Here is a 23,666-nt window from a genome sequence, read left to right as displayed (position 1 = left end):
CGCCCTGAGCTGCTCGCCGATCGGGCAGTCGCAGCTCGAGGCGGGCATCGTGACGCAGATCTTCTCGTACTACGCGTCGAACGCTGAGGACCTGCTGGCCGACGAGCCGGTCGAGGTGCCCGGGTTCAGCCAGGCCTTCACCCGGCGCGAGCCGGTGGGCGTGGTGCTCGGCATCGAACCGTGGAACGGGCCGCTGTTCCAGGCGATGCGGGCGACCGTGCCGAACCTGATGCTCGGGAACACGGTTCTCCTCAAGCCGTCAGAGCTGGCCGCGGGATCGACCGAGCTGTTCGACCAGGTCTTCGCCGAGGGTGGATTCCCGTCGTACGTCTACCAGACGGCGTTGGTGTCCACCGACCAGGTCTCGTCGTACATCGCCGACCCGCGCCTGAGCGCGCTGACCCTGACGGGTTCCGACCGGGCCGGCTCCGCGGTCGGTGCGCAGGCCGGGCGGCATCTCAAGCCGGTCGTGCTCGAGCTGGGCGGATCGGACGCGTACGTCGTGCTGGACTCCGCGGACGTCAGTACGGCGGCTTCGTACGCGGTCATGTGCCGCCGGCTCATCGGCGGACAGATGTGCAACTCGCCGAAGCCCATCATCATGACGCCTGGCATCGCCGACCGGTTCGTCGCCGAATTTCTGGAAGCGTTCGGGAACCAGCGCGTCGGGGACGGCTTCGCCCGGGAGACGACCGTTGGTCCGCTGTCCAGTGCTGCGGCCCTGGACATGCTCCAGGAGCAGTACGACGATGCTCTCGCGAAGGGAGCCACCGTCCTGCTGCCTGGAGGCCGCCTCGACCGGCCGGGCTTCTTCATCCAGCCGGCCGTGATCACCGACATAACGCCTGCGATGCGTGTCTACAACGAGGAGGCGTTCGGGCCACTGGCGATGATCTACCGGGTCGCGAACGCCGACGAAGCGGTGGCACTGGCGAACGACACCAAGTACGGGCTCGCGGCAACAGTCTTCGGAGCGTCCGAGCGGGCGCGAGCGGTCGCGCGCCGGCTCGATGTCGGCAGCGTCGGCATCAACGGCTTCCTCGGCGGCCCGGTCGAGATCCCTTTCGGCGGCACCAAAGCATCCGGATTCGGTCGCGAGTTCGGCAAGTCCGGCATGGACCAGTTCGCAAATATCAAGACGTACGGCGTCGCGTGACACCGCGGCGACCGACGTCAGTCCTCGACAGAGTGCGCCGGCTGTGGAACGTTCCCGTCGCGGGCGATCGCGTCCAGGGCGGCGCGCAGGGCCGTGTGTGAGGTGACGCCGAGCTTGGGGTAGAGCCGGTGCAGGTGGGATCCGACGGTGCGGTGGGACAGGAACAGGCGTTCGGCGATTTGTTTGTTGGTGAGCCCGGTGGCGGCCAGATCGGCGATCTGCCGTTCCTGTTCCGTCAGGGCGGCCGGGTGGCGGGCTGGACGCCGTACGCGACGCCGGCCGCGCGGAGTTCCCCGCGGACCCGCTGTGCGAAGCCTTCGGCGCCGGTCCGCTCGAAGGTTTCCAGGGCAGCGCTGAGCCGGACCCGTGCAGGCCTCTCCCGGCGTCGCGTCCGACATGGTGAGGGGAGCTCCTGCGCGCGCGTCCGCCACTCCGTCCGAGGTCACATGGATCACCGCGCCGCTACCGACGGCCGCCTAGGTGGGCGGCCGTCGGGCTCGCTGTGGCCGCGGCTCGGACGGGCTCAGGAGTCGTCGCTGAAGGTTCCGCCGAAGATGTCGGAATTGCCGAAGGTTGCCGGGCAGTCGTTGTTGGGTCCTGGGCGCAGGTCCGTGGAGTGCGTGGCGGGCAGTTCGGCTGCCGCGTCCTGGTCCTCCTTCTCGTCTCCCACAATGGGTTCAGTGGTGCCGGCCAGGACGTCGTCGACGAACGCCTGACGGTAGGTGTTGATGGCGGGGCACACGGCTGCGTTGCGCATGTCGTTCCAGACGCCGGAGCCGTAGTCCCGCGTGGCGACGGCGTAGTTGTAGTCGCCGAGGAACTCCGAGGTCAGGCCGTTGGCGCTGGACGCGCGCCCGTCGCCTACTGCGCCGCGCAACACTGTGGTGAACGCGCCGACGGTGTGGGCCGTGCCCGCGATGTCGGCGTGCCGGACCACGCCCAGCACTCGGCGTGCGGAGGTCGTGTCGTTGCGCCACGGGTCGAGCCAGGCGTTGTAGACCAGCCACGCGTCGGTGCCGTCGGGCGAGATCGCCACCGCCGGGAAGTTGGCTCGGTCGCTGCCCTGGCTGACGACCGCCTTGGCCGAGTAGGTGCCGCCCCCGTTGGTCGAGCTCACGAGGAAGGCCTTCTCGAGGTTGGTTCCCTGACTGTCGTCGGACCAGGTGAGCAGGATCTGGTCGGTGGCGTCCGCACCGGTCGGCGCACCGTTGGCGATGTCGAACGATGGGAAGGTGTTGGTCCGGGCGCCGGCGATGCCGTCGATGGTGAACCGGCCCTGCGCGGGGTCGAACTGCCCGATTCCGCCAAGCCCCGAGACCACGGCCCTGGGTCGCTCGAAGGTCTGGCCACCGTTGAAGGACCGGGCCTGGAAGAAGACGCCCTGGCGCGTTCGGATGTCGGTGCCGATCCACACGACGTAGACCACGCCTTGGCTGTCGGTTCGGATGGCACAGCCCTGCCGTCCGCCGGTCTGGTTGTTGTTGGTCGCCGCGGACAGTTGGCGCGTGGTCCAGGTGTCGCCGCCGTCGGTGGAACGCGCGAACAGCACCGGTTCGGATCCGGCGGTCCCGCGGAAACCGACGTTGCAGACGTAGGCGTTGCCGAAGTGGGGGCTGCTCTCGGCGTTGTCGGCCCAGATCTGTTCCTTGTCGCTGAAGAGGGCCTGGTTCTGCTTGGTCACGACCACCGGGTCCATCCAGGCGTCGTTGTCACCGGCGATAGCGCCTGCCAGGTCATCGGTGCGGGACACCGCGATGGCTGCATCGCCGGCAAATCCGGGATTGCCCGGGAAGTTGGTGGCGATGTTCGCGTAGTACAGCCGCTGCCCGTTGTCCCAGGAGAAGTTCCCTGTGGCGTCGGGAACGGGACCGAAGACCAGCTCCGGGTCGCCGTTGGAGACCATGCCGTTGACGTCGTAGTTGGGCAGTGTGCCGATCGGGCCGTTGGGATCGGGCACACAGCCGGTGTCGCCGGCCGGGGGTTGGCCAGGCGCGACGTCGGGTGCTCCGAGGCAGGACGGTGTGACGCGCGCCGAGAAGCCGGTGTACGTCGGTTGTGTCCAGGTGCGGCCGGAGTCGGTCGAGAACTGGATGCCGGACACGCCCACGCCCGGGGTGAACGGGCAGGTGCGGTCGTCGCCGGCGTTGCACGCCTCCAGGTCGATGTTGTCGTTGGCTCCCGCCGCGAGGATCGCGGGGTTGACCGGGTTCACGGCCAGACCGGGCTCGTTCTGCTTGTTCTGCGAGAACAGCTGGTCATTGCTGCCGACGGTGACCTCGGTCGACCCGCCGGGTGTGATTGGCGCGGCCTGGGCCAGCGTGGGGAGAAGTAGTGCTGCGAAGGCCGCGGCGACTGTCGCGGCGACGTTGATCCTGCGCATGACGCTCCTCGGGTAGATGGATCGCTTCTGCGCGGCGCGCCCGGGATGCCGGTGAGCACTGTCCGGGTGGTCGCAGTTCCCCCGAGCTACGGCTACACCCGGCACGCAATTCCGCTCCGCGCTGGTTGACAAGACCTCGGCACGCAAATCTGCGACTATCCTGTGCGCGCTCCACGCTGGCATCACCGAGCGTAGACGATCGGTCCGATTGTGCTGTGTCATTGGCTGCTTTGCGCCGGGACCATGCTGCCTTCTGCCTGCCGCATGATTCTGCATCTGCTCCCAATTCGCCGGCCTTTGAACTGCAGTGCGTAGTGGCTCCAGTCGGTCAAGGCGATCGTGCGGCCGACCGCGGCCGGCGGGGAGTCGCCTGTCGTCGCTCAGTTCACCCGTGTTGAGACGTCCGCCGAAGGAAGCCGCAGGTCTGGCACTGTGATCGAGCCGACTGCGAACGGGCGCAGCACGTCAGCCATCACGACGGTCACCTGCTGACCCGGACGGTGGACAAGGTCAACCGCGTCGTTCTTACTTCAGACGAGCACAACGCTTGGTCCTTCGGCCACGAGCCGATACTGAGAGAGGTGGCCGGTCCCACCAAGGTCCTTGAGCGTGCCGAGCGCCAGTCTGACCTTCTGCAGCGACAGCCGATTGCGGAGGTAGGCGCAGGTGCGGAGAGCAACGACATCACGGAACGAATAGAGGATCGGTCGCGCAGACGAGACCTCAGGCACGAGCACTGGCTTGCCGTTCTCTGTGGCTTTGCGCCAATAGGCGAGCTGACTGACCGTCGCACCCGAGTGCAGCCGCCATCTCCAAGTTGTATGCCACAGTCGCTCGCCCCTCTCCCTCTGTCGATGCTATCGGACTTCGACGAAGCCGGACGATGCCACCGCGCCCGCCCATAGGCGATCCTGAGTGCTACTTACATGTACCGACCCGGGCCCCTGAGAGGCCCCCGAACGCCCCTTAGTAGCCGTCAATAGCCATCCAGTGGTGGTTTTGATCTTGGTGATGACGGTGTCGATGCGGGGTGTGGTGGCTTCGCCGATGCGGTATTCGCCGAGGGCGGGGCGGACGTGGTTCTTGATCGCCCGCCGGTAGGTGTCGAGGGAGGTGGGGGAGCGTTTCCCGTCGGCAACCAGCCGCTCGAAACGCTGCTCCCAAAGGTCGAGCAGATGGTTGATCTTATGCATCGCGGTCAGCTCGCCGGACCGGTTGGTCTTGGCGCGGTCCTGGAGCTTGATCTGCAGGGCGCGCTCGGCCGCGTGTCTTGGTCGCGCCAACCGCGGTTACGGTGCGGACGTGCCCGTCGTGGTCGCGGAACTTCGCCTGCGATTGGTGCTTGAGGGGCTTGCCGTTCTTGTCGGTCTTGACGACTTTGGTGGAGATGCTTCCCCAGGTTCCGATGGGCAGTGGTGGCCTCGGCATGTCAAGCCTCCAACCTGTGTGGTGGTTGGCTGCTCAACGCTGGCGGCGGCGGAGAACCGAGCAAGTCGGCGACGATGCGAACTGATGTGATGTGACGCACAGTCACGATCAGCTGAGGGCTGTGGGAGTCAGATGATTGGTGGCCGCCGAGGGCTGCCACAGTGGCGACCATGGCAAAGAGGCGAGTAAGAGGTGACCTGCGGACACGAAGAAGCCCAGGCCAACGCTCTGACCTGGGCTGTTGTGCGCCGCCAGGGACTCGAACCCCGAACCCGCTGATTCTCTATCAGGATGGGCAGATAGTGCTCGTCACTACCCCTATCAGGCGCTTGGCCTGCGAGGATGCACTGTGCATCGTGCAGCATCGTGTCGCTTGATGCTCGTTGCTGCCCGTCCAATTGTGTGGGGTGAGGCGTGGGTGTCGGTCGAGGGCGTGCGCAACGCGTGCGCAAGAGAAACCAGGTCGATTCCCAGGTGAGCCTCGGTTGTGGACCTCGGGCTGGCCCACTCGGACGATGGTGGGCCAGCCCCAGACTTGGCGTGTCAGAACCTGCCCTAGCGGCGACGGCGAGGCACGGCCTTGTTGCTCCTCGGCAGCAGTGCCCGGATGACCTCGCCCTCCAGGTCGGACACCTTGACCTGCTCGATGCCTGGCTTCAGCTCGAACACGTACAGCACCGACCAGAGCGTCCGCCGCTCGTAGGCCAGGAAATGACTCCGCAATCGGTCGGTCATGGCCCGCTCGTCGCCTGGTCGGTGGATCTGTCCGACGTAGTCGACTCGCTTTGAAGTGTCTTCGACGACGTAGATCGCCGAGTCAACCAGTGGCGCGACTTCCGAGTTTCCGATGATCCGGCGCTCGACCCGGCCGGTGGCCCATTCGCCGAGCAACCGCAGTACGCCGGTCTCGAGCGCATCGACGCCCGCCGTCACTCGTCGTCCTCGACGTCGCTGTCGTCGGTGTCGCTCTCATCCGGCTCGGTGTTGTCCTGCGCTGAGTCATCCGGCTGAGGATTGTGGAGCTGCTTCTTGTAGTACGCGAGTTGCCAGTTGGTCAGCGCATCGGTCCCTTCCTTCAGGATCGCGAGGAGAGTGCCGGCACGGGTCGGTTCGACGCCCTGGATGTCGATTTCGGGCACTCCGCCGCTTGAGCCCGGCTTCTGCAGGTCTTCCAGGCAAGTACGCACGGTGTCGAGTGCGTCGCCAAGCTTGTCGAGGCCGATCTGGACGGGGTCCTTCGTCAGCGGCTTGACCTTCAGGAACGTCTTGCGCAGGCCTTCGTTGTCGACGAGCGCCGGGCCGCCGTGTCCTGCCATTACAGTGTTGCCGGCCGCGTCGACCATGGTCGGCGCCTTGCCATCGCGGCCGTCAATGACGGCCTGGGCCAGGACCTTGACACCATGTTCGCTCTTAATCATGGTGTCGAGCAGATCTCCGATCGTCCGGCGATCTGCGCCCTTGCCCTCATCGTTGCGGGGGCCACGGATCGCGTCGTACTGGCCGAGGTAGTAGAGCCCGCGCATCGACAGCTCGAACGCAGCTGATCCGGGCGCGCCTCCATCGGCGAGTTCGGCGAGCGCATCCACCTCAAGCTGCTTGATCGTCTTCCCAGTCGGAACCCAGCTACCCAGTGAGCGATCAGCTCCTGCGGTGAGAACGGTGGTGATCTGCTCCAGCGCGCGGGGACTCGGACCGCCTTGACCCTCGCCCAGCCGGAGAGCCCGGACGGCGAGTTCGACGGCCAGCGGGATCTTGGTGTTCCGGGTGATGTTCTTGGAGGACTTGCCCGGCCGCTCTACGGCGAGGGCAATAGCCTTACGGATCGCCTGGTGCACCTTGGGCTTCGCCGTGCCGAACAGGTAGACCAGGTCGATGAAGCGGGTATCAGGGTTGAGCCGCTTGACGCCGGCAGCCTTGGCGTCCGGCTGAGACAGCTCGCCACTCAGCCACTCGCGCTTGGCCTCCGAGTTGACCTGGAACACCCCAGCCTCCATGGCCGCAGTCAGGCAGGCCGTACCGAGCTTGCCCCAGCGGGCGGAGTCGGTCCACGGCGCTTTGGGGTTGATGTGCTCCTGCCCAATTTTGACCTCAACCGCCTCGGCGAGGTCTTCGCCGCTGCCGGCATCACTCTCGAAACCGACGATCATGACAAGCGGGATCACCATGCAGCGGATCTTGGCCATGTCGGCGGCGGTCAGATCGCTGAGCGGCTTCGATACAAGCACATTCAGTTCGTGAATCAGCTTGGTGACGGGCGAAGACGAAGCGGGAAAGGTCTGCAGGACATCGCGGGCGCTCAGGTTCAGAGCCTTTTGCGCGTGGCTCACACGGCTCGTGCCCTCACGGATCAGGGCGATCGAAATGCTCTTGGAAGAGTCCTCGAACACCACCCTCGTCATGACCGCGAGCGGCGGATCCATGATGCCCTGCTCGGTCACCGAGGGATGCAGCGGATTCGCATCCCGGGTCAGGCCTGTAGCTGCAGAGACCTGCTCAATCAGGTCCTTCATCGAGACTGCATCGACGGTCAGTTCACTGCTCGACGCAGCACGCGGGGTGGACGCCCGCTGGAAGGGCATCTTCTTGCCGGCGCTCTGAACCGCGAGCGGGTAGGCGACAGTCGCCCCGACTCGCGGGTTGTCAAAGTCCGGACAGACGGCAGACACCCAGGCCTCGCCCTCGACTACCAGCAGGGTCCCGCCGGGAATGCGCATCTTCCGCGGGCGACCGAGCTGATTCTTAATGTCGACCGGATCGACCCAGGTATAAGAGAACTGCGTGGCGCTGGCGTCGGTCATACCCAGCTGCGCCTTCGCTGCGGCCTTCAGGTCCCTCTGGTCCTGACGCGAAGGAACCGGCGGGATCGCAGCCAGGGCACGCGGCACAGTCAGCAGACCGCTCTTGGGATCAAGCGTTGGAGATGTGGTCACTGGTGGAACTCCTCGAACACGGACCTCCGCGCGAGCTCTTCCCGCGGAGTATCACGCGGGAACCAGGCACCGACTGGTCCACGCCTCACCATCCCCTGGATCTGGGCCCAGGTTCAGTGCAGGCGGCGCAAGGTCTAAGCCGCAGTGTCGGGTCTCGGCGAGGGGGGATCGCTTGACGGACCTTCTGGCCTCTGTTGGGGTCGGTGCCCCAAGCCTGGCCATCACTACGACGCCACCTTGTGTCGTCGAACGCAGCCTACAACAGGTCTCCGACAGTTCTAGCTCCACTCACTCGCACGAAGCCCTGGGAGACCGTCCCGCCCGTGCATGCGGCTCCCCGTCCCTGGGCCGCGGGTCAAGTGGCTCCGAGCCGTCGCGTTCAGGCGCCGCCAGATACTCACGCCTCGCGTTCTCCACGATGTGCGCGCGGTCACGGGAGCCGGCAGTATCTGCGTGACCTGGTATCTGTTGCTAGCGTCTGAGGTCCTCTGCGACTGTGAACTCCTGCCATGCGGCGGCGAGTGCGTTTTCATCCGGTCGAGCTGCCGGTGAGCGTGGTTCGCGAAGCGGCCTGCTGTGAAGGTTCGCGTATTCGGTATTGGCGAGAACATCGGCGACTACGATCTTCCTCTCGGAAGGCTCGATTGCGATCAGGTATAGGTCGAACAGAGTGTGGATATCAGCGCGGAGCAGGAGGCCGTTGGTGACAATATTTGACTCATCGCCTCGGTATGGGCGAATATGCGCTGCCTCAAGTACCGCCTCGGCTGTCGTTCCGGTGAAGGTGCAAGCATCGCCGTACTCCCTCAATAGCTTGGCCCGGAATTTCTTTTGCCCTCTTCGCGCTACGATCTGACGTGCGATCCGTACTCTGGCGTCATAGTCGCTGGCTGGGGCGGGCGCTTGAGGATCAAGTTGAGCCGCTGCGAGGATGACGTCATTGAAGGTATCCCACTTCGTTCTGTGGCCATCTGGGCTCAACCCTTCGAAGTAAAAGTAGCCGTCGACCCACTTGACAGGAACAGCGAGGCCGACGACTTTGTATGCGCTAGCGCGACCGGGAGATTCCACCTCCTGCAGGACTCCAACAGGTATTTGATCTTCGATGCATTCCATCAGGCCGATATTTGTGTACTGCATGTCGCGGAGATTGGGATCGGGGTTCTCTTGATGGTAAGCGAACGACCAGCTCCCGTCCTCTCGCTCCGCGATCACTCCATCTTGGTATTTGCTAACCAAGTTGATCCGGATGCTCAGCGCGTACTTCAAATCCCTGGGTTTATAGATGCCTTTCGGCGCACTTGTGAGCAATAGACCATCTCTCAAGGGTGCAGGAAATCCAGTTAGGCTTCCCATCTTCTCCTGGAACCATTGGAGTCTGAAGAGGTGATCTTCGGTTAGGGCGGCGGAATTCAGGAAGGTCGCCATATCATCTCTCTCGTTAAGCCAAGAATCTGTCACGCGCAGGCGTGCGAAGTCTATCCTGGTAATGGCGCGGCACTTCGCTGCGATGGAGTCTGTAATCCGTCGGGTTGGCCCTACGCGGGACGGCTCGGTCGCCCGCAATCATGCTCCAGACTTGTGGTCGCACGCCGCAGTTCGCGTTGAGAGGGACGTTTCGTCAGCGCATCGGTCGTCTACCTTGCGGGTGTCGTCCGAGACACCTTGTCCAGATGTACGGCGGCCAGCGCACCGGTCACCGGAACTTCAGCTACCACTTAGTACGATCCAGCTCGCCGGCGGTCGAGCTTGGTAGCTCTCGTGATCGCCTCGGCGATCCGCAGCCTGAGCTCCCTTGCGGGCAAATCCTCCTGAAAGTGGCGGGCGGCGTACTCCCAGGGGCTCGTCTGTCCAGGCGGCACCGCATCGGCTTGAGCCTTGCGGTACATCTCCTCTATATCGCCCATGAGTTCGATGAGCTTCCTGTCGATTACCGACACTCGGGCGCTCTGCAGGCTGCGCATCGCGGCTTGACCATCACTTCCAAGAACACCATGGCCGCGGACGAATACGGTCTCGCTGTCGCTGGTCGTCGCTCGAAGCTGGATCAGGGCTTGGCGAGCTTCCAATGCGCCATGCGCCCGGCGCCTCCACCGATACGCGAGGAAGCCTCCCGCAGCGACGACTACAGCGAGTGCCAGTCCAGCGATCTCCATGGGAGCAGAGTAAGTGCCGCACTGGACAACTGCACCTAGCTCGCCACGCCCACGGGCGAAGGTAGACACGGCCAGACCGAGCCACGTGCGATGCTCGTCTGATCCGAAGATCGGACCTCGCAGCAGTCGGAGAGTGCAATGTCTGAAGATGAGGTGGTCAGCCGCGCCACCGCCCAGTACCCCATGCCCGACATGACTCCAGCAGACTTCGAGGTCTTCGCGACGTCATTATTCGACAGTGCTGCCGACCAAGTACCGGGACTGAACGTTCAGCTACACGAGAAGATCGAAGGTTCCGACGGCGAGTTCGACTTCGACGCGACCGTCCGCTACGAGATTGCGGGCCTGGCGTTCCTCGTCCTCGTTGAGGCACGGAAACACAAGAATCCGATCAAGGCCAGCGCCGTCCGGGACCTGTACTCCAAGCAGCAGAGCGTCGGCGCCCATAAGTCCGTGATGATCTCGACCGCTCCCTACCAGTCGGGTGCCGTGAAGTTCGCACTGACTCACGGCATAGCCCTCGTTACCGTCACAGAAGGCCGCTTTACCGTCGAATACAAGTCCCGGGACGAGGTGCCCGCCCCCACCCGAGAGCAGGCTGAGGAGTTCGGGGTCCCTGCGTTCGTAGGCCACTGCTACAGTCCGGCCGATGGTGGCGGCGTGGCAGTGACGGTGATGTCGCCGGAGTATCCCGAGTACGTCGCCAAGCTGCTGTTGGCGATGCCGGCCGATCAGACCGAGACGGACGTGGACAACGAATCGGCTCGCAGCGAGTAGCGTGGCCACCGGCACGGACGCCCTTTGGGTGCCGACCTTGCGGGGTGGGATGGGCCACCCGGTCGCCGAACCTGCGGGCATGAGATATGGCGGGCAACTTCTGTCAGCCTTAAGCTTTCGCGAATGAGCACGCCAGAAATTCCGGGCTACACGGCCAAGCCCACGAGTACCAACCTTGCCGACCTCTGGTCAAGACCGGCGGGAGACTTTCCAGACGGGCTCTGGCCAATCGACGATCTGAGGGCCATCTCAAGCAATCCGACGGGTTGGCTGCTGGTAGAGGAGCACTTCTTCACGGACGCAAAGCATGGTGGAACAGGCTGCGTGCTTGTTCGCCCTGACCAATCGTCCGATGCGCTGAACGATACGACGTGGATTGGCCACGATCTCGGCAAGGTGGGGATTTGGACGAGTGGGCCCAACTGGGACGAACCCAGATTCGAGGACGGCCTCCGGGGAGTCGATCGAGACGTCCACCTTCAGTTCTTTGCGCAAGGGCGCCGCCCAAGTGGAGCGTCGCTGCCGGTCATTGAGGTCACCTACCCATTCCTGTGGTACTGGGACGCCTTTCCATTTGCGGGTGGGTGGCGATATCTCAATCGAGCTGGCCGCGAGCAAGATCTGATCCGCTGGGAGCGGACGAAGGATAGTTGGCGGATCGAAGTGCGCGCCCTCGAATTCCGTCAATTCTTGGCTGCTTGTGATCAGAGTGCGATCATCCAGATCGACTACGTGCACAAGTTGGAGCACCCACCCTTTCCGCGCGTGGACGACGATCATGAGACTACCTGGTCGCACTTCGACTTCCATGTCCTGCATGAAAGTTCGATGGGCGACCGGCCGGCGTTCTCACGTCTTCTCGGGCAATACTTGCTCACAGGCCTACGGAACTCTCGTGTCCCGCGCTTCGAGGAAAGGGAGCGGGAGAGGGATTATCCCCCATTCATCTACGGTCTCAATCCGGACACCGGTGAGCCCCTGACCCATGGATGTGATCCAGACCAGCTCGGAACATATTTCGATAAGGATGGCACGCGCCTGCACTACCTCACCCCTATTTACTTTAAGCGTGAGGTGCTGCAGCCGTATGCTGCCGAGCCGGGCAGATACCACCTGTCATCCACTCGCCTGACCTGCCTGGATCTTTGGGGGATTGACATCTCATTCAATAGCGCTGGGCTTGTGGAAGTCTATCTAGGTGATCTAGGGCGTGACCTTCCATCAGACGAATGGGGGCATTGGCGCTCTTATAACGTCCCGCCCGAGGGGATTATGGATGAGGGCAGGTTCAGGCGGGATTTCCTGAATCAATGGGCGAGCTCGAAGGATGTCGTGGGAGACCTTCGCCGCGCGCGGCAGGCGGCTATCGATGCCTCGACGAACTTACTTGGACAACCGCTGTGGAAGTCGCTTGGTGAAGAAACCGGAGTGGAGTTCGAGTCGCTTATCGGTCCAATTGCAAGCGACGCCGCCGCACTCGGTGGGCCACTGCTCCTTCTCACGAAGGCATTCGTTGACGGCATTGATTCCGCAGCCCTGAAATCGAATCTGGCGAGCTATGAGAAAGGTGAGCAATCGATCAAGTTGCTGCAGCGCTACCTGCAACAGCTCGGTGATACGGAGGATTCGGCCGAGATTCTGCGTGAGCTGCAGGGGTTTCGTTCGAAGGGTGGCGTAGCGCATCTAGCAGGGTCTCAAAAGGATAAGGCTGCAGCGGCGCTCGGAATCTCGGGAATGTCTCCTTTGGAGGCTTTCGAGTCGGTAGTCACGAGGCTCACTCGGTGCCTCACCACAGTTACGGATCTGATGAAGGCAGCGGCCAGCGAATCAAAGCAAGCTGGCGACGCTAGTAATTCGTGATCGTGAGCAAGATTCGGCGGGACCGGCGGCGGATGCGGAACGTTCCCGCAGGTCTCATTGGGTTAGACGAGGAGGCTAATGAAATACCGTTTCGTACGGAGTAAGGAGTTTGTCCAGCAATTTAAGGAAAACAACCCTGGAAAGGAAGGGATGCTCTGGATAGATATCCTCAATGAGGCAGTAAACGCCTCGGGGGCAGAGATTGTGAGTGTTGGCTATGACGGAATTGGTGAGCCGATGACAATGCTTCTCAAGGTCGAGCCGGACGCTCCCGCCTCGGAGGTCTGGGGCTTCAGGGAATGAGCTCGGGCCGCGAGGGCTGCAGCACCCCTCGCGGCCCGAGCCTGCCGATGTGTTGTCCACTGGCTCCGATGGCTGCCGAGGACCGTTCGCCGAGGGCTAGTCGATGTCGATGCCCTTAAAGACCCATTCCCAGTCGAATTGCGCTGTCACAAGTTCGCCCATACCTGATTCGATTGGCTCCACCACGGCTGATGATCCGTCGTGAGGGTTGATGATCTGCACGCCCGCATACCGAAGGACCGCGAGTGATGCCAGCCAGGCGGGGTGTCCCGCCAAGTCGTGCTTGGCGAATGGCACGGCGACTGTCGGAGTCCGTGAGCCAAGGGCCGCGCAGAGAGTCGTCAGTGGATACGTGTGTGCATTGCCATTGGCCCAGGCGTTGAGGGTGTTGAAGGTGGTGGGCACCACGGCAACTGCGTCGGCCTTCGGAGTGCGTTTCGGTTCGCCAGGTTTGCGATTGCCGGTCAGGACGAGGGCGTCAGATAGGTCTTGGCCTTCGATCCAGGGGAGGGCTGCGTCTGTGGGGATCACGTACGGCGTCCAGCCGCGCTCTCGGGCGGCGCGTACGCCGTCGCTGACTCGGGAGGCCAGTGGTGCGCCACAGGTGACGATGTACAGGGTGCGGTCGGTCACGCGAGGACTCCTGCGCGGGTTGCGATTGCGGTCAGGGCTGGGGTGGGTTTGCGGCTGCGCTTGAGGAGTTCGCGGACCAGTTCGCGGGCGATCGTGTGGTACCGGATGGACTCAGGGGCGACTCGTTCGGCTTGCTGCAGGTGAAGGATCGCTTCCATGTCGTTCTTGGCCTGTGCCTGTGCCCATGACAGGTCGAGATGCAGGCGTGAGCGTCGGCCTCGGAGTCCCGCCGGCATAGCTTCGGTGTCGATTTCGGTTGCCACGCGCAACACCCCGGACGGGTCTCCGAACTCGGCTGCGACCGAGGCTCGATGGATCAGGACGTTGGTCGGACCGAAGGCTGTCCACCAGTGGTTGCCGTCGTGGGCGAGGAGATCTCCGAGCCGCGTCGCGGTGGCTAGCCGTTCTGTGGACGCTGAGCGGTCAGAGCGCCGAGCGGCGATGACCGACGAGATGAGCCAGAGTGCGCCGGCTAGAGATACGGCGTCTGGAGCGTCTGAACTCGCGAGCGACATCAGGCCTTCTGCTGAACGGACGGCGACGTGTTCGGCATCGTCCGTTTGCTGGCTGCGGAGCAGTGCGATCACCACGTGATAGGCGGCCATGCCCTGTGCCGTTGGAGACTCAGCGGCTAAGGCGGCGTGAGTCGCGCGATCGGCAGCAAGCCAACCGAGCTGGTGCTCACCAACCTTGGTGAGGAGCTTGGCGGCAGCTGTGTAGACCGAGCATCGCGCCAAGTGTGTCTCGCGGCCGTCGCGCCCCTGATAGCCGTCGTACGCGTCGGCGGCTTGGATCAGGTCTGGGAGCATCGCGGTCGCCTGCTTGTACTTCGCCGCTTGGTAAGCCTGGTTGACCTGGACAGCGCCGTTACGCAGCTGCGGTAGCGGCCAGGGGGTCGTCCGCTCTCCCAAGAGATGGTGATAGCTGGCGAACTGGCTTCGTACGGAATCAACCGCCGTCACGTGCTCGGGAGCGTCAGGAGCAAGGATCCAGTCGCGGCCGATCAGGTCGGCCACGTCGATTCGTAGAGCGGTTGCTAGGTCGTTCAGGGTGGACAGCCGATCGACACCACGAATACCGCGCTCGACCTGAGACAGCCACGAGCGCGACATTCCGATGAGGCCCGCCAGGGCGTCCTGCGACAGTCCGCGCCGCTTCCGGTACGCCCCGATGCGCTCACCTACGTGCATCTGCACTTCCCCTCGGTTGATCTGGTCCTTCTAGTGAACCCGCTCCCGGCCCGAACAATGCGCACAAAAGTGCGCAGGCTGCTGAGTGCACATCAATCGATCGTTTCGCCTCGACGCTGGACGCATGAACGAGCCGACCACTCAGGAGCTCACCCGCTTCGGCCCAGGTGTCGCTGGCGGGACGCCTTCTGCACGGGCAACTCTGCGGATGTACGCCGCCGTGAACGGCGACAGCCGCTCGACCTCAGTAGGCGGCACGCCACCACGGAGCGCCGCCAGGACGGCCGCGAGCATCTCGGTCCGGGATTGCTCGTGCGCAGCCTCGGTCTCGCGATACCGCAGTGTCGCCGACTTCAACTCGTCGCGTAGGTCAGTCACCAATCCAGGGTATCGCACCTCGCTTGCGCAACTATCGACGAAGCGATACCGTGGTGCGCACCTTAGTTTCGCTTCATGTTCTGGTCAGGCCCGACAGAGCGACGCCCCGGCGGGTGCAACCGCCGAGGCGTCAGGGCCGGTCCAGTCCCTTCACGAACAGGAGCACAACCCAATGAGCATCATCCACCTGTCGACCGTCGCTAGCCAGGAGCCATCGGCGGCAGACCTGGCCGGTATCGAGCGGGAGTGGCCGCTGATCGCGGCTGAGCTCGACCTGTTGGACGCGCAGATCGCGTTGATCAACGCCGGGCCGTACGCGTCGGCGCTGGAGACGCGCCGCATCCGCCGCGCCGAGCGTCACGTGCTGGAGATCGGCCGGGAGCTGGCTGATCGCGAGCCGGAGACGGAGGGTGCGGCGTGAGCACGGTTGCTGAGATGCCCCCGCTGGATCTCGTCCGGGTCGATCTGGGTTGGTGGAAGTGCGCCGGCTACGACCTGGTGCAGGTGGTGTCGCCCCGTACGGCGCTGGGGACGGCGTGGATCGTCTGGCGTGGCGACCACGTCTTGCACACCACCGACACTCTGCCTCACGCGGGCGGCTGGGTTGCCAACCACCTCACCGGAGGTGAGACGCGATGACCGCGAACGAGATGGTTGCGGCTGGCAACGACAAAGCGAGCGGGGTGGACAAGCTTCGGGCGTCGGCGTCCGAGGCGTCGCACGTGCGTGCGCTGTCCACTCACCCGGACGTGGTGGCGTTGCGGGTGGAGTCGGTACGTACGCAGGTGGACCGGTGCATGTGGGTCGGGATTGTGCTTGGGCTGGCGTTCACGATGGTCAACGTTCAGGCGTTCGCGGCGCAGGGTGCGGTGTTGTGGTCGTTGCCGTGGTTCGCGGCGTGGCTGCTGGACCCGATGGTGTCGCTGGTGCTGATTGCGGTCCTACGTGCCGAGCAGATCACCGCCCGGTATCAGGTGAGCGACCACACGAGGTGGATCGGCCGGACGAAGCGGTTCGCGTTCGCCGCGACATACGCGATGAATACGTGGGCGTCATTCCGGCACGGTGACGTGGCTGGGATCGTGCTGCACTCGGTGCCGCCGCTACTGGTGTTCTGCGCTGCCGAGACCGCACCGGTGCTGCGGGATCGGCTGACTGAGGCCGTGCTGCGAGCTGAGCGCGCGGCGGCCCTCGCAGACCCTGCGGGGGCATCCCACCGCCTCGACACCGCTCCGGCAAAACCTGAGCAGGCCAACCCGGCCAAGAGCCCGGAGAAGCCCGCTGAGGCGACCGAGGCCGCCCCGGCTCCCATACCCAACCGCAAGCCCTCCCAGACCCGCAGGAAGCCCGCCAAGACCGGCCGGAAGCTGCTGGCCGACTACATCACCGAAGCTCTCGCGGCGATCGGGCCAGGCACGGCGGCTGCCGAGATCACGCCGGCGTGGGCGCGGCACACGACCGGTTGCTCTACCGGCCTGTCGGCGAAGGTCGCGGCTGCTGTTCGCGACGAGCTGACCTCCCCGCAGAAGACCTCTCAGACGAGCACGAACGACACGGACGCGGCGGACGAGATCGCCCCGGTCGCGGCCTGACCCGATAGGAGCGAGACGGCATGGACAACGTGCACAAGCTTCACCCCGGCAACGACGACAGCAGCCGCCCGCAGGACTCGGTACAGGACGACGTGCAGGACGTTGCGCAGGGCATCATCCACGTGCCCGCAGAACGGGTCGACGCTGACGGCGTTGCCGACATCACCTCGACCGATGACGACTCCGAGGCCGTGATCCTGTCCGATGAGGAGTCGGCAGAGCTGGACCGGCGCCTGGAGAACCGTGGCGCGCTGGTCCGGCGTGCGGTGACGACCACGCAGGTCGTGGCGCGGGCATCGAGGACGGTTGCGACGCACGACAAGACCAAGACCGTGGGCAAGGTGGTGCTGCGGGAGTCGTTCACGGTCGTGCAGGGCCTTGAGTCGTGGGCGAAGCGGGCGTGGGACGCGTCCACGATGGGTGTCTACCGGCGCCAGATCAAGGCGGCTGAGGCGGTCGGGGACCGCGAGGAACTGAAGCAGTGGACCGACCGCAAGGAGTCCGCGACCGACCGCCGCCACCGGCGCCTGATGGATCTCCCGAAGCTCGCCTGGGGTCTCCTCAAGGTGACTGTGGCGATGACTGTCGGGGTGCCGTTCCTGGTGCTGCTGATCGCGATCCTGACCAAGGCGACTGGGCACGGCTCGTTCACCGGCGTGTGGCTCGGGTTCTTCGCCCTGATCGGGTTTCTGATCGCGGCCGGCGCCCTGATCTGGTCCGGGGTGTCGATCGCGGCTCCGTTCCTGATCGTGCTGGCCGCGTGGCGCGAGGGCAAGCGCCGCGCGGAACCGCCGGCGTGGCTGGTCACCACGGCTGACCCGGAGTGGGACGCGGCGATCGATGAAACCACGATCGCGCGAGCGCTGGAGGCGCTGCGGATCCCGGCGATCACGCAGTACCTGAAAGCCGGTCTGAAGCTCCAGTTCATCACCCCGGCCCGCGTGGACGGTCGCGGCACGCACGCGGTCGTGAGGCTGCCTGCCGGTGTGACGGCGGACAAGATCGCGCGGCGCCGTGGTGACTTGGCGACCGGTCTGCACCGGGCGGCGAAGGAGGTCTGGCCGACCACCGGCACCGAGGCCGGGATCATGGATCTGTGGATCGCGGACAAGGGCGCGCTGGCTGAGGGTGCGGGCGAGTACCCGCTGATCGGCGGCGGGCTAGTGGACGTGTTCAAGGGCGTCCCGGCGGGCAAGACGCTGCGCGGTGACGCTCTGACCGCGCCGGTCATGGAACGCAACACGATCGCCGGCGGGATGCCGGGTCAGGGCAAGTCGTCGGCGGCGCGGGCGATCATGGTCGGCTGCGCGCTGGACCCGACTGCCGAGCTGCGGATCTGGGTGCCGGACGTGAACTACGACTTCGAGGTGTTCAAGCCGCGTTGCGCGAGCTACATCATGGGCGCCGACGACGATTCCATGAAAGCGATCCGCGACCAGCTCGTGAACGTTCATGAAGAGGTCCAGCGGCGCGGCGAACTCCTGCTTCGCTACGAGGTGCCCTCGGTCACTCGTGAACTCGCCTCGGCTGGTGTCGGTCTGCACCCGCTGGTGTGTCTGCTGGAGGAGGCGCACGTGGCGATCCAGCACGGCACCTACGGCAAGGAGATCGCGCAACTGCTGGTGGACATCGTGAAGCTCGGACGCAAGCGCGGTATCCACATGATCGTCTCGACGCAGGCGCCCACGAAGGACTCCATGCCGCGTGATGTGACCCGCAACTGTTCCAACGGGATCGCGTTCGCGGTCGGTGACCACGTCGCCAACGACGCCCTACTCGGGCAGGGCGCCTACAGCGCCGGCCACCGGGCGACCGAGCTGATCCCCGGCACCGACAAGGGCACCGCCGTCGTCAAGGGCTTCACCGGCGAACGGTCGGAGATGCTTCAGTGGTACTACCTCGACGTCGCCAAGGGCCACGACCAGGTCACCCCGCTGATCCAGCGCTCGCTGGACGCGATCGCCAAGCTCGGCAAGACGATCCCGGACAGCAAGCCGGTGCCGATCGAGACCCGCGATCTGCTCGCCGACCTGGACGAAGTCCTCGGAGACGACCCGCGCCCGATCGCGGACGTGCCGGCCCTGCTCAAGCGGCACGCGCCGACCTGGACGCCGTACCAGGGCCTGACCGGCAAGGCACTGCGGGAGCAGCTGGAGCGCGAGCACGGCATCAAGGTCCCCTCGACCGGGAACCGCTACCCCCTCGATCCGGTCACCGTCCGTGACGCGATCGTGCGGCGCGAGCAGGACGCCGACGACGCGGACGAGAGCGGAGCCGACGCCGGCGACCTGGCGAGTTAGCCCACGCTCGGGGGTCGGAAACCGCCCCGAAACGGCTCTGACCAGCGGTTTCCGGCCCCCGGCTAACTCGGCTCACTCGCTAACTTTCCGCAGGTCACGCCCACATTAGCCCCGCCGGACGGTCGGAGTTAGGAACCTAACCCGATCACCGCCACCTAACCATCCAACCTCACTCAACTAGGCGGGCCACATCAGGGCGCTGCCTCGGCTCGCCACACCCTGACTCGACTACAGAAAGTGATGACGATGTCTGATCCTGTCCACGCCGTACTCGTCGGTGGGTCCGGGCTGATCCTCACCGCGACCGCCACGATCGCCGACGCCGCCGGCAAGGCCGACGCACTCAGCCGCCCCGAACGGATCGCCGTCCTGGTCATGAGTGCCCTGCTGCTGACCGGGCTCTACCTGCTCGCCTGCGCGGTCTGGCCGTACGCCAACTGCGACCGCTGCGACGGGTCCGGCAAGTCCCGGTCCCCGTCTGGCAAGAAGTTCCGCAACTGCTCGCGCTGCAAGGGCACCGGTCGCCGCGAACGCCTCGGCCGCCGCGTGCTCAACCACACCAACAAGAACCGCTGACGAGAGGAGAGCGCCGTGCCTGGATCCATCGAGCGCCCCACCGAGGGTCTGCATGTCGTGTCGCTGTGCGCCGGGATCGGCGGCATCGACCTCGCGTTCCACCGCGTCGGCATCCCGCCCCTGGCCGCTGTCGAGATCGACCCGTACGCCCGCGGTGTGCTGGCCGATCGGTTCCCTCGTCCTGCCCTGTTCGAAGACCTCACGAAGGTGACCGCTGATGACCTCATCGCAGTTGGAGTTGTTCCAGGCCGCACCGTCCTCACCGCCGGGTGGCCGTGCAAGGGCAACTCTGTGGCGGGTCGTCGTGGCGGCCTGGGTGATGCACAGTCGGGCCTGTGGGTGCACGTCGCGCGACTGCTGGCTGAGCTACGTCCCCGTTGGTTTGTTGGCGAAAACGTCCCTGGGCTTCTCTCCGTCAACGCTGGACGTGACTTCGCCGTCATCGCCGGGGACCTGGCCAGCCTCGGGATGGAATTCTGCTGGCGGGTACTGGACGCTTCCCACTTCGGAGTCCCCCAGCGACGGCGCCGGCTCATCCTTGCTGGACATCTTGGAGAACTGCGGGGAGCACCTGCACAAGTACTGCTTGAGCCCGCAAGCCGCCTCGGGGATTCTGCGCAGAGCCGCCCGGAGACGGCGGACTCTGCCAGTACCACTGGACGCCGCACTTCGGGCGCTCGCGAGCACAGCGGACTGACCTACGTCGCGCACCATGCCTCAACGCTGCAGGCAGCGGGTGACGGGCGCGGTGACCGGCTGGACGCCGAAATGGCCGCGGGCGGGCAGCTCATCGCCTACAGCGACGGCACCGTACGCCGCCTGTCCCCGCTGGAATGCGAACGGCTGCAAGGGCTGCCGGACGGCTGGACCCTGACCAGCAACGGCCGTCGACAGGCCGACTCGCACCGGTTCCGGCAGCTCGGCAACAGCGTCGCCGTCCCCGTCTTCGAATGGGTCGCCCGCCGCGTCGCCGCTGCCGACATCGCGAGCACGGTAACGCTCGGGGAGGCGGCATGAGCACGGCGCTGGACCGCGCCACGTTGCGCCCGGCGGCGTCGCGCTGGATCGAGCTGTGGAACGGACAGCAGGCCCTCGGTTGGGACCACCACGGAACGCCGGTGTTCCGGTTCCGGTGGGCGCCCGCAGGACTAGCCACACGCCGCCAGTTGCGGGCGATGCGGATGTGTCCGGGCGGGCAGGAGCCGTACGCGCTGCTCGTGTGGCGCAACGGGAAGCGGTGGGCATGGTTGTACCGGCTCGATCTCGCCAAGCCGTCCCGTGTGCCGTCGCCGGCGCAATTGAACGCGCTGGACAAGGCGATGCAGGCCCGCCGGACGTGCGGACTCTGCGGGGTCGTCACGAGCTACTGCATCCCGAGCTCTGACGGTCGATGCATCGACTGCATCGACGCCGCCAACTACCCGGCTGCTGCCTGACCGCCGACTGCCCTTACTCGAGAGGAGATCTCCGATGAACGACCTGCTGACCGCCGCCGTCGCCGCGACCGAGCGCGGCTGGCCGGTGTTCATGCTCGGTCGCTCCAAGCGGCCCGTTGCTAACTGCAACGACTGCCGCGACAACCCGCACGACCCGGCGACCTGCGGGCACCTGACCTGCCATGGGTTCTACGCCGCCACCACCGACCCCGAGCGCGTGGCCGCGATCGTGGCCGCCATACCGGTTGGACAGCTCGCGGTGCGGACCGGTGCCGTGTCCGGGCTCGTGGTGATCGACGTGGACCCCGCCCACGGCGGGAGTGACAGCCTGGCTGAGCTTGTGGCCCACAAGCTGGTGCCCCGCACGCTGTGGGTCCGCACCGGCACGGGAGGGGTGCACCTGTACTACCGCCACCCCGGATGGGAGATCGGCTCGCGGCCGATGCCGAACAGGGCCGGGATCGATGTGAAGGCTGACGGCGGGTACGTCGTGCTCCCGCCCTCGATCCACCACCGCACTCGTCGGCCGTACCGGTGGGCCGCGGGACTGAGCGAGCCGGTCGAGATGCCCCCCCCGCTGATCCATGCGTGCCTGCCCGTCGCGCCAGCGACATCTCAGCCGTGCGGCCCGATCCGGACCACCGAAGCCGGGGGCATCTCGCACCCTGAACGGCTGCTGGACGCGCACTTGGACGCCGTGCGGCACGCACCCGAGGGAAAGCGCCGAACGACGCTCTACGGCGCTGCGAGGGGCGTTGCACGGATGGTCGCGGCCGGTGCGATCAGCCACACCGACGCCGTTGCCGCGCTGACCGACGTGGGACAGCAAGCCGAACAGACCGCCCGCGAAATCCGAGCCGCCATCACTGGCGGATTCCGTGCCGAAGGGATCGCCGCGTGACTGCCGAGCTGCCCGACTGGCTGCCACCCCTGCCACCACTCACCGAGCCACCCGACGACCCGTGGGACCCGGTGCCTCCAACGCCGATCCGCCCGGCGCTCACCGAAAGCCGCCCTCCCGCGCCGCGCCGCGATCTTGCACCCGTCGTGCAGGGATGGGACGGACCACCGGTGCCGCTGAGGACTAAGCGGCTCGTACGCCCCTTCCCTGTAGAGGTGTTCCCCGGCTGGCTGGCCGATCAGGTTGGCGCGGTCGCGGAAGCCACGCAGACGCCGGTCGACCTGGCGGGATCGGTGGCATTGGCGTGCCTGTCCACGGCAGCCGGCGGCAAGGTGCTCGTTCGGGTCACGCGGTCGTGGGTCGAACAGGTCAACCTCTACACCGTCACCGCGCTCCCGCCCGGCTCCCGGAAGTCACCGGTGTTCCGGGCCATGACCGCGCCCCTGTCCGATGCTGAGGAGGCGCTGCGGGAGATCGCCGCAGAACGGCGGGTGGAAGCCGAGCTGGCTGCCCGCATCGCGTTCGCACGCGCCGAAGACCTTGCGAAGAAGGCCGAACGTGCCACCGCCAACCCACGGGAGGCGCTGGCCGACGCAACCGCCGCCGCGAAGGAAGCCGCGGGCATCGTCGTACCCGAGCTGCCCCGGCTGATGACCGACGACGTGACGCCCGAATCCTGCATCTCGCTACTCGCTACCCACGGCGGCCGCATGGCCGTCCTGTCCGCCGAAGGTGACGTGTTCGCCACCCTCACCGGCACCCGCTACTCCGCACAGCCCAACCTGGGTGTGTTCCTTAAGGGTCACGCCGGCGACAAGCTCCAAGTTGACCGCAAGGGCCGCGAGTCAGAGACGGTCGAACGACCGGCACTCACGCTCGGGGTCACCACCCAGCCAGGAACCCTCGCAGGGCTGGCGGCACAGCCGGGCTTCCGGGACCGCGGTGTGCTGGCGCGGATTCTCTACAGCGTTCCGCCCAACACCGTGGGCAGCCGCAACAACGAAGCCGAGCCGGTCCCGGAGCAGATCGAAACGACATACCGCGACGCGCTCAAAACCCTCGTGCTCGTCCTGGCTGACCACGACCAGCCGCATCAGCTCGACCTCGAACCCGAAGCCGGACAGGTGCTGCTGGACTTCCAGAACTGGTTGGAACCACGACTGCACCCGCAGACCGGACAGCTCGCCGGCATCACCGACTGGGCATCCAAGCTCGCCGGTGCCGTCGTCCGGCTTGCCGCCCTGATCCACATCGCCCACAACTTCCACCACGGCTACGCCCGGCCCATCGCCGCCGACACCATGCGCGCCGCCGAGAACGTCGGCCGCTACTACCTCGACCACGCCCTTGCCGTCTACGACCTCATGGGCCGATCTGACCCCGACCTGGACGACGCCCGGGAGGTCCTCGCCTGGATCACCAAACGAGGCCACCCCACCTTCACCCGACGAGACGCCCTCCGCGCCCTCCAAGGCCGCACCCGATTCAGCACCGCAGCTGACCTCGACCCCGCGCTCACCCTGCTCACCGACCACGGCCACATCCGACCCAAGACCTCCGAGAAGTCGAGCAAGGGTGGCCGTCCCTCGACCGCGTACGAAGTCCACCCGGACACCCTGCGAACCCCATGACAAAACCGACAAAACCGACAAGCACCTAGTTCTGTCAGT

The 23,666-nt window shown here is 65.6% G+C and carries 23 protein-coding genes; 13 read left to right on the top strand and 10 right to left on the bottom strand.

What is annotated here, in order from left to right; genetic code table 11:
* Positions 1-4: 4 nt before the first annotated feature.
* A complete protein-coding gene (locus ACZ6O0_RS38660) occupies positions 5-1,156 on the top strand; it encodes an aldehyde dehydrogenase family protein (RefSeq protein WP_465770099.1) in 1,152 nt (383 codons plus the stop codon).
* A gap of 17 nt (positions 1,157-1,173) precedes the next feature.
* Here ACZ6O0_RS38660 and ACZ6O0_RS38655 read toward each other — a convergent pair whose 3' ends face one another.
* The 7 genes from ACZ6O0_RS38655 to ACZ6O0_RS38625 all read right to left on the bottom strand — a co-directional run bounded on the left by ACZ6O0_RS38655 (position 1,174) and on the right by ACZ6O0_RS38625 (position 10,050).
* Entirely contained in the window at positions 1,174-1,554 is a 381-nt protein-coding gene (locus ACZ6O0_RS38655; protein WP_465770038.1) for a helix-turn-helix domain-containing protein, read from the bottom strand.
* A 125-nt stretch (positions 1,555-1,679) separates the two neighbouring features.
* Positions 1,680-3,536, bottom strand: coding sequence for a sialidase family protein (locus tag ACZ6O0_RS38650; protein ID WP_465770037.1), 1,857 nt, complete (start codon positions 3,534-3,536; stop codon positions 1,680-1,682).
* 857 nt (positions 3,537-4,393) lie between these two features.
* On the bottom strand, positions 4,394-4,819 hold the full coding sequence (locus ACZ6O0_RS38645) for a tyrosine-type recombinase/integrase (protein WP_465770036.1): 426 nt from the start codon (positions 4,817-4,819) through the stop codon (positions 4,394-4,396).
* 700 nt (positions 4,820-5,519) lie between these two features.
* Positions 5,520-5,897, bottom strand: coding sequence for a hypothetical protein (locus ACZ6O0_RS38640; protein WP_465770035.1), 378 nt, complete (start codon positions 5,895-5,897; stop codon positions 5,520-5,522).
* Complete coding sequence (locus ACZ6O0_RS38635) at positions 5,894-7,894, bottom strand: hypothetical protein (RefSeq protein WP_465770034.1); 2,001 nt, start codon at positions 7,892-7,894, stop codon at positions 5,894-5,896. Before ACZ6O0_RS38635 ends, ACZ6O0_RS38640 begins: the two co-directional genes overlap by 4 nt.
* 471 nt (positions 7,895-8,365) lie before the next feature.
* The gene (locus ACZ6O0_RS38630; protein ID WP_465770033.1) at positions 8,366-9,322 is read right to left on the bottom strand and encodes an HNH endonuclease; all 957 of its coding nucleotides are present in this window, start codon (positions 9,320-9,322) and stop codon (positions 8,366-8,368) included.
* A gap of 290 nt (positions 9,323-9,612) precedes the next feature.
* On the bottom strand, positions 9,613-10,050 hold the full coding sequence (locus ACZ6O0_RS38625) for a hypothetical protein (RefSeq protein WP_465770032.1): 438 nt from the start codon (positions 10,048-10,050) through the stop codon (positions 9,613-9,615).
* A gap of 138 nt (positions 10,051-10,188) precedes the next feature.
* On the opposite strand from ACZ6O0_RS38625, the gene ACZ6O0_RS38620 reads away from it, so the two are divergent.
* The 3 genes from ACZ6O0_RS38620 (at position 10,189) to ACZ6O0_RS38610 (ending at position 12,990) form a co-directional block, all read left to right on the top strand.
* Complete coding sequence (locus ACZ6O0_RS38620; RefSeq protein WP_465770031.1) at positions 10,189-10,827, top strand: restriction endonuclease; 639 nt, start codon at positions 10,189-10,191, stop codon at positions 10,825-10,827.
* A gap of 123 nt (positions 10,828-10,950) precedes the next feature.
* Positions 10,951-12,687 carry a hypothetical protein gene (locus ACZ6O0_RS38615; RefSeq protein WP_465770030.1) on the top strand — a complete coding sequence of 579 codons (1,737 nt, stop codon included), beginning with the start codon at positions 10,951-10,953 and terminating at the stop codon, positions 12,685-12,687.
* Positions 12,688-12,765: 78 nt separating this feature from the next.
* The gene (locus tag ACZ6O0_RS38610; protein ID WP_465770029.1) at positions 12,766-12,990 is read left to right on the top strand and encodes a hypothetical protein; all 225 of its coding nucleotides are present in this window, start codon (positions 12,766-12,768) and stop codon (positions 12,988-12,990) included.
* A 96-nt stretch (positions 12,991-13,086) separates the two neighbouring features.
* Here the strand turns inward: ACZ6O0_RS38610 and ACZ6O0_RS38605 are convergent, their stop codons facing one another.
* From ACZ6O0_RS38605 to ACZ6O0_RS38595, 3 genes are all read right to left on the bottom strand, one after another.
* The gene (locus ACZ6O0_RS38605) at positions 13,087-13,623 is read right to left on the bottom strand and encodes a flavoprotein (RefSeq protein WP_465770028.1); all 537 of its coding nucleotides are present in this window, start codon (positions 13,621-13,623) and stop codon (positions 13,087-13,089) included.
* Complete coding sequence (locus tag ACZ6O0_RS38600; protein WP_465770027.1) at positions 13,620-14,813, bottom strand: helix-turn-helix domain-containing protein; 1,194 nt, start codon at positions 14,811-14,813, stop codon at positions 13,620-13,622. The genes ACZ6O0_RS38605 and ACZ6O0_RS38600 overlap by 4 nt, the downstream gene beginning before the upstream one ends.
* 141 nt (positions 14,814-14,954) lie before the next feature.
* Positions 14,955-15,191: a hypothetical protein gene (locus tag ACZ6O0_RS38595; RefSeq protein WP_360537129.1), complete on the bottom strand. Its 237-nt coding sequence runs from the start codon at positions 15,189-15,191 to the stop codon at positions 14,955-14,957.
* Between the two features lie 172 nt (positions 15,192-15,363).
* Here ACZ6O0_RS38595 and ACZ6O0_RS38590 point away from each other — a divergent pair, with 172 nt between their 5' ends.
* The 9 genes from ACZ6O0_RS38590 (at position 15,364) to ACZ6O0_RS38550 (ending at position 23,627) form a co-directional block, all read left to right on the top strand.
* A complete protein-coding gene (locus tag ACZ6O0_RS38590) occupies positions 15,364-15,612 on the top strand; it encodes a DUF6284 family protein (RefSeq protein ID WP_465770026.1) in 249 nt (82 codons plus the stop codon).
* Positions 15,609-15,830, top strand: coding sequence for a hypothetical protein (locus tag ACZ6O0_RS38585; protein WP_465770025.1), 222 nt, complete (start codon positions 15,609-15,611; stop codon positions 15,828-15,830). Before ACZ6O0_RS38590 ends, ACZ6O0_RS38585 begins: the two co-directional genes overlap by 4 nt.
* A complete protein-coding gene (locus tag ACZ6O0_RS38580; protein WP_465770024.1) occupies positions 15,827-16,783 on the top strand; it encodes a hypothetical protein in 957 nt (318 codons plus the stop codon). Before ACZ6O0_RS38585 ends, ACZ6O0_RS38580 begins: the two co-directional genes overlap by 4 nt.
* Before the next feature lie 20 nt (positions 16,784-16,803).
* Positions 16,804-19,083, top strand: coding sequence for a cell division protein FtsK (locus ACZ6O0_RS38575; RefSeq protein WP_465770023.1), 2,280 nt, complete (start codon positions 16,804-16,806; stop codon positions 19,081-19,083).
* A 246-nt stretch (positions 19,084-19,329) separates the two neighbouring features.
* Positions 19,330-19,659, top strand: coding sequence for a hypothetical protein (locus ACZ6O0_RS38570; protein ID WP_465770022.1), 330 nt, complete (start codon positions 19,330-19,332; stop codon positions 19,657-19,659).
* A gap of 15 nt (positions 19,660-19,674) precedes the next feature.
* Positions 19,675-20,676, top strand: a complete 1,002-nt coding sequence (locus tag ACZ6O0_RS38565; protein ID WP_465770021.1) for a DNA cytosine methyltransferase — start codon at positions 19,675-19,677, stop codon at positions 20,674-20,676.
* Positions 20,673-21,095, top strand: a complete 423-nt coding sequence (locus ACZ6O0_RS38560; protein WP_465770020.1) for an RRQRL motif-containing zinc-binding protein — start codon at positions 20,673-20,675, stop codon at positions 21,093-21,095. Before ACZ6O0_RS38565 ends, ACZ6O0_RS38560 begins: the two co-directional genes overlap by 4 nt.
* Positions 21,096-21,129: 34 nt before the next feature.
* Entirely contained in the window at positions 21,130-21,996 is an 867-nt protein-coding gene (locus tag ACZ6O0_RS38555; protein WP_465770019.1) for a bifunctional DNA primase/polymerase, read from the top strand.
* Positions 21,993-23,627, top strand: a complete 1,635-nt coding sequence (locus ACZ6O0_RS38550; RefSeq protein ID WP_465770018.1) for a YfjI family protein — start codon at positions 21,993-21,995, stop codon at positions 23,625-23,627. Before ACZ6O0_RS38555 ends, ACZ6O0_RS38550 begins: the two co-directional genes overlap by 4 nt.
* Positions 23,628-23,666: the final 39 nt, after the last annotated feature.

It is taken from the genome of Kribbella sp. NPDC048837, from assembly GCF_055586945.1.
Note: the sequence above shows the minus strand (reverse complement) of the source record. Positions and strands in the feature narration are given on the sequence as shown.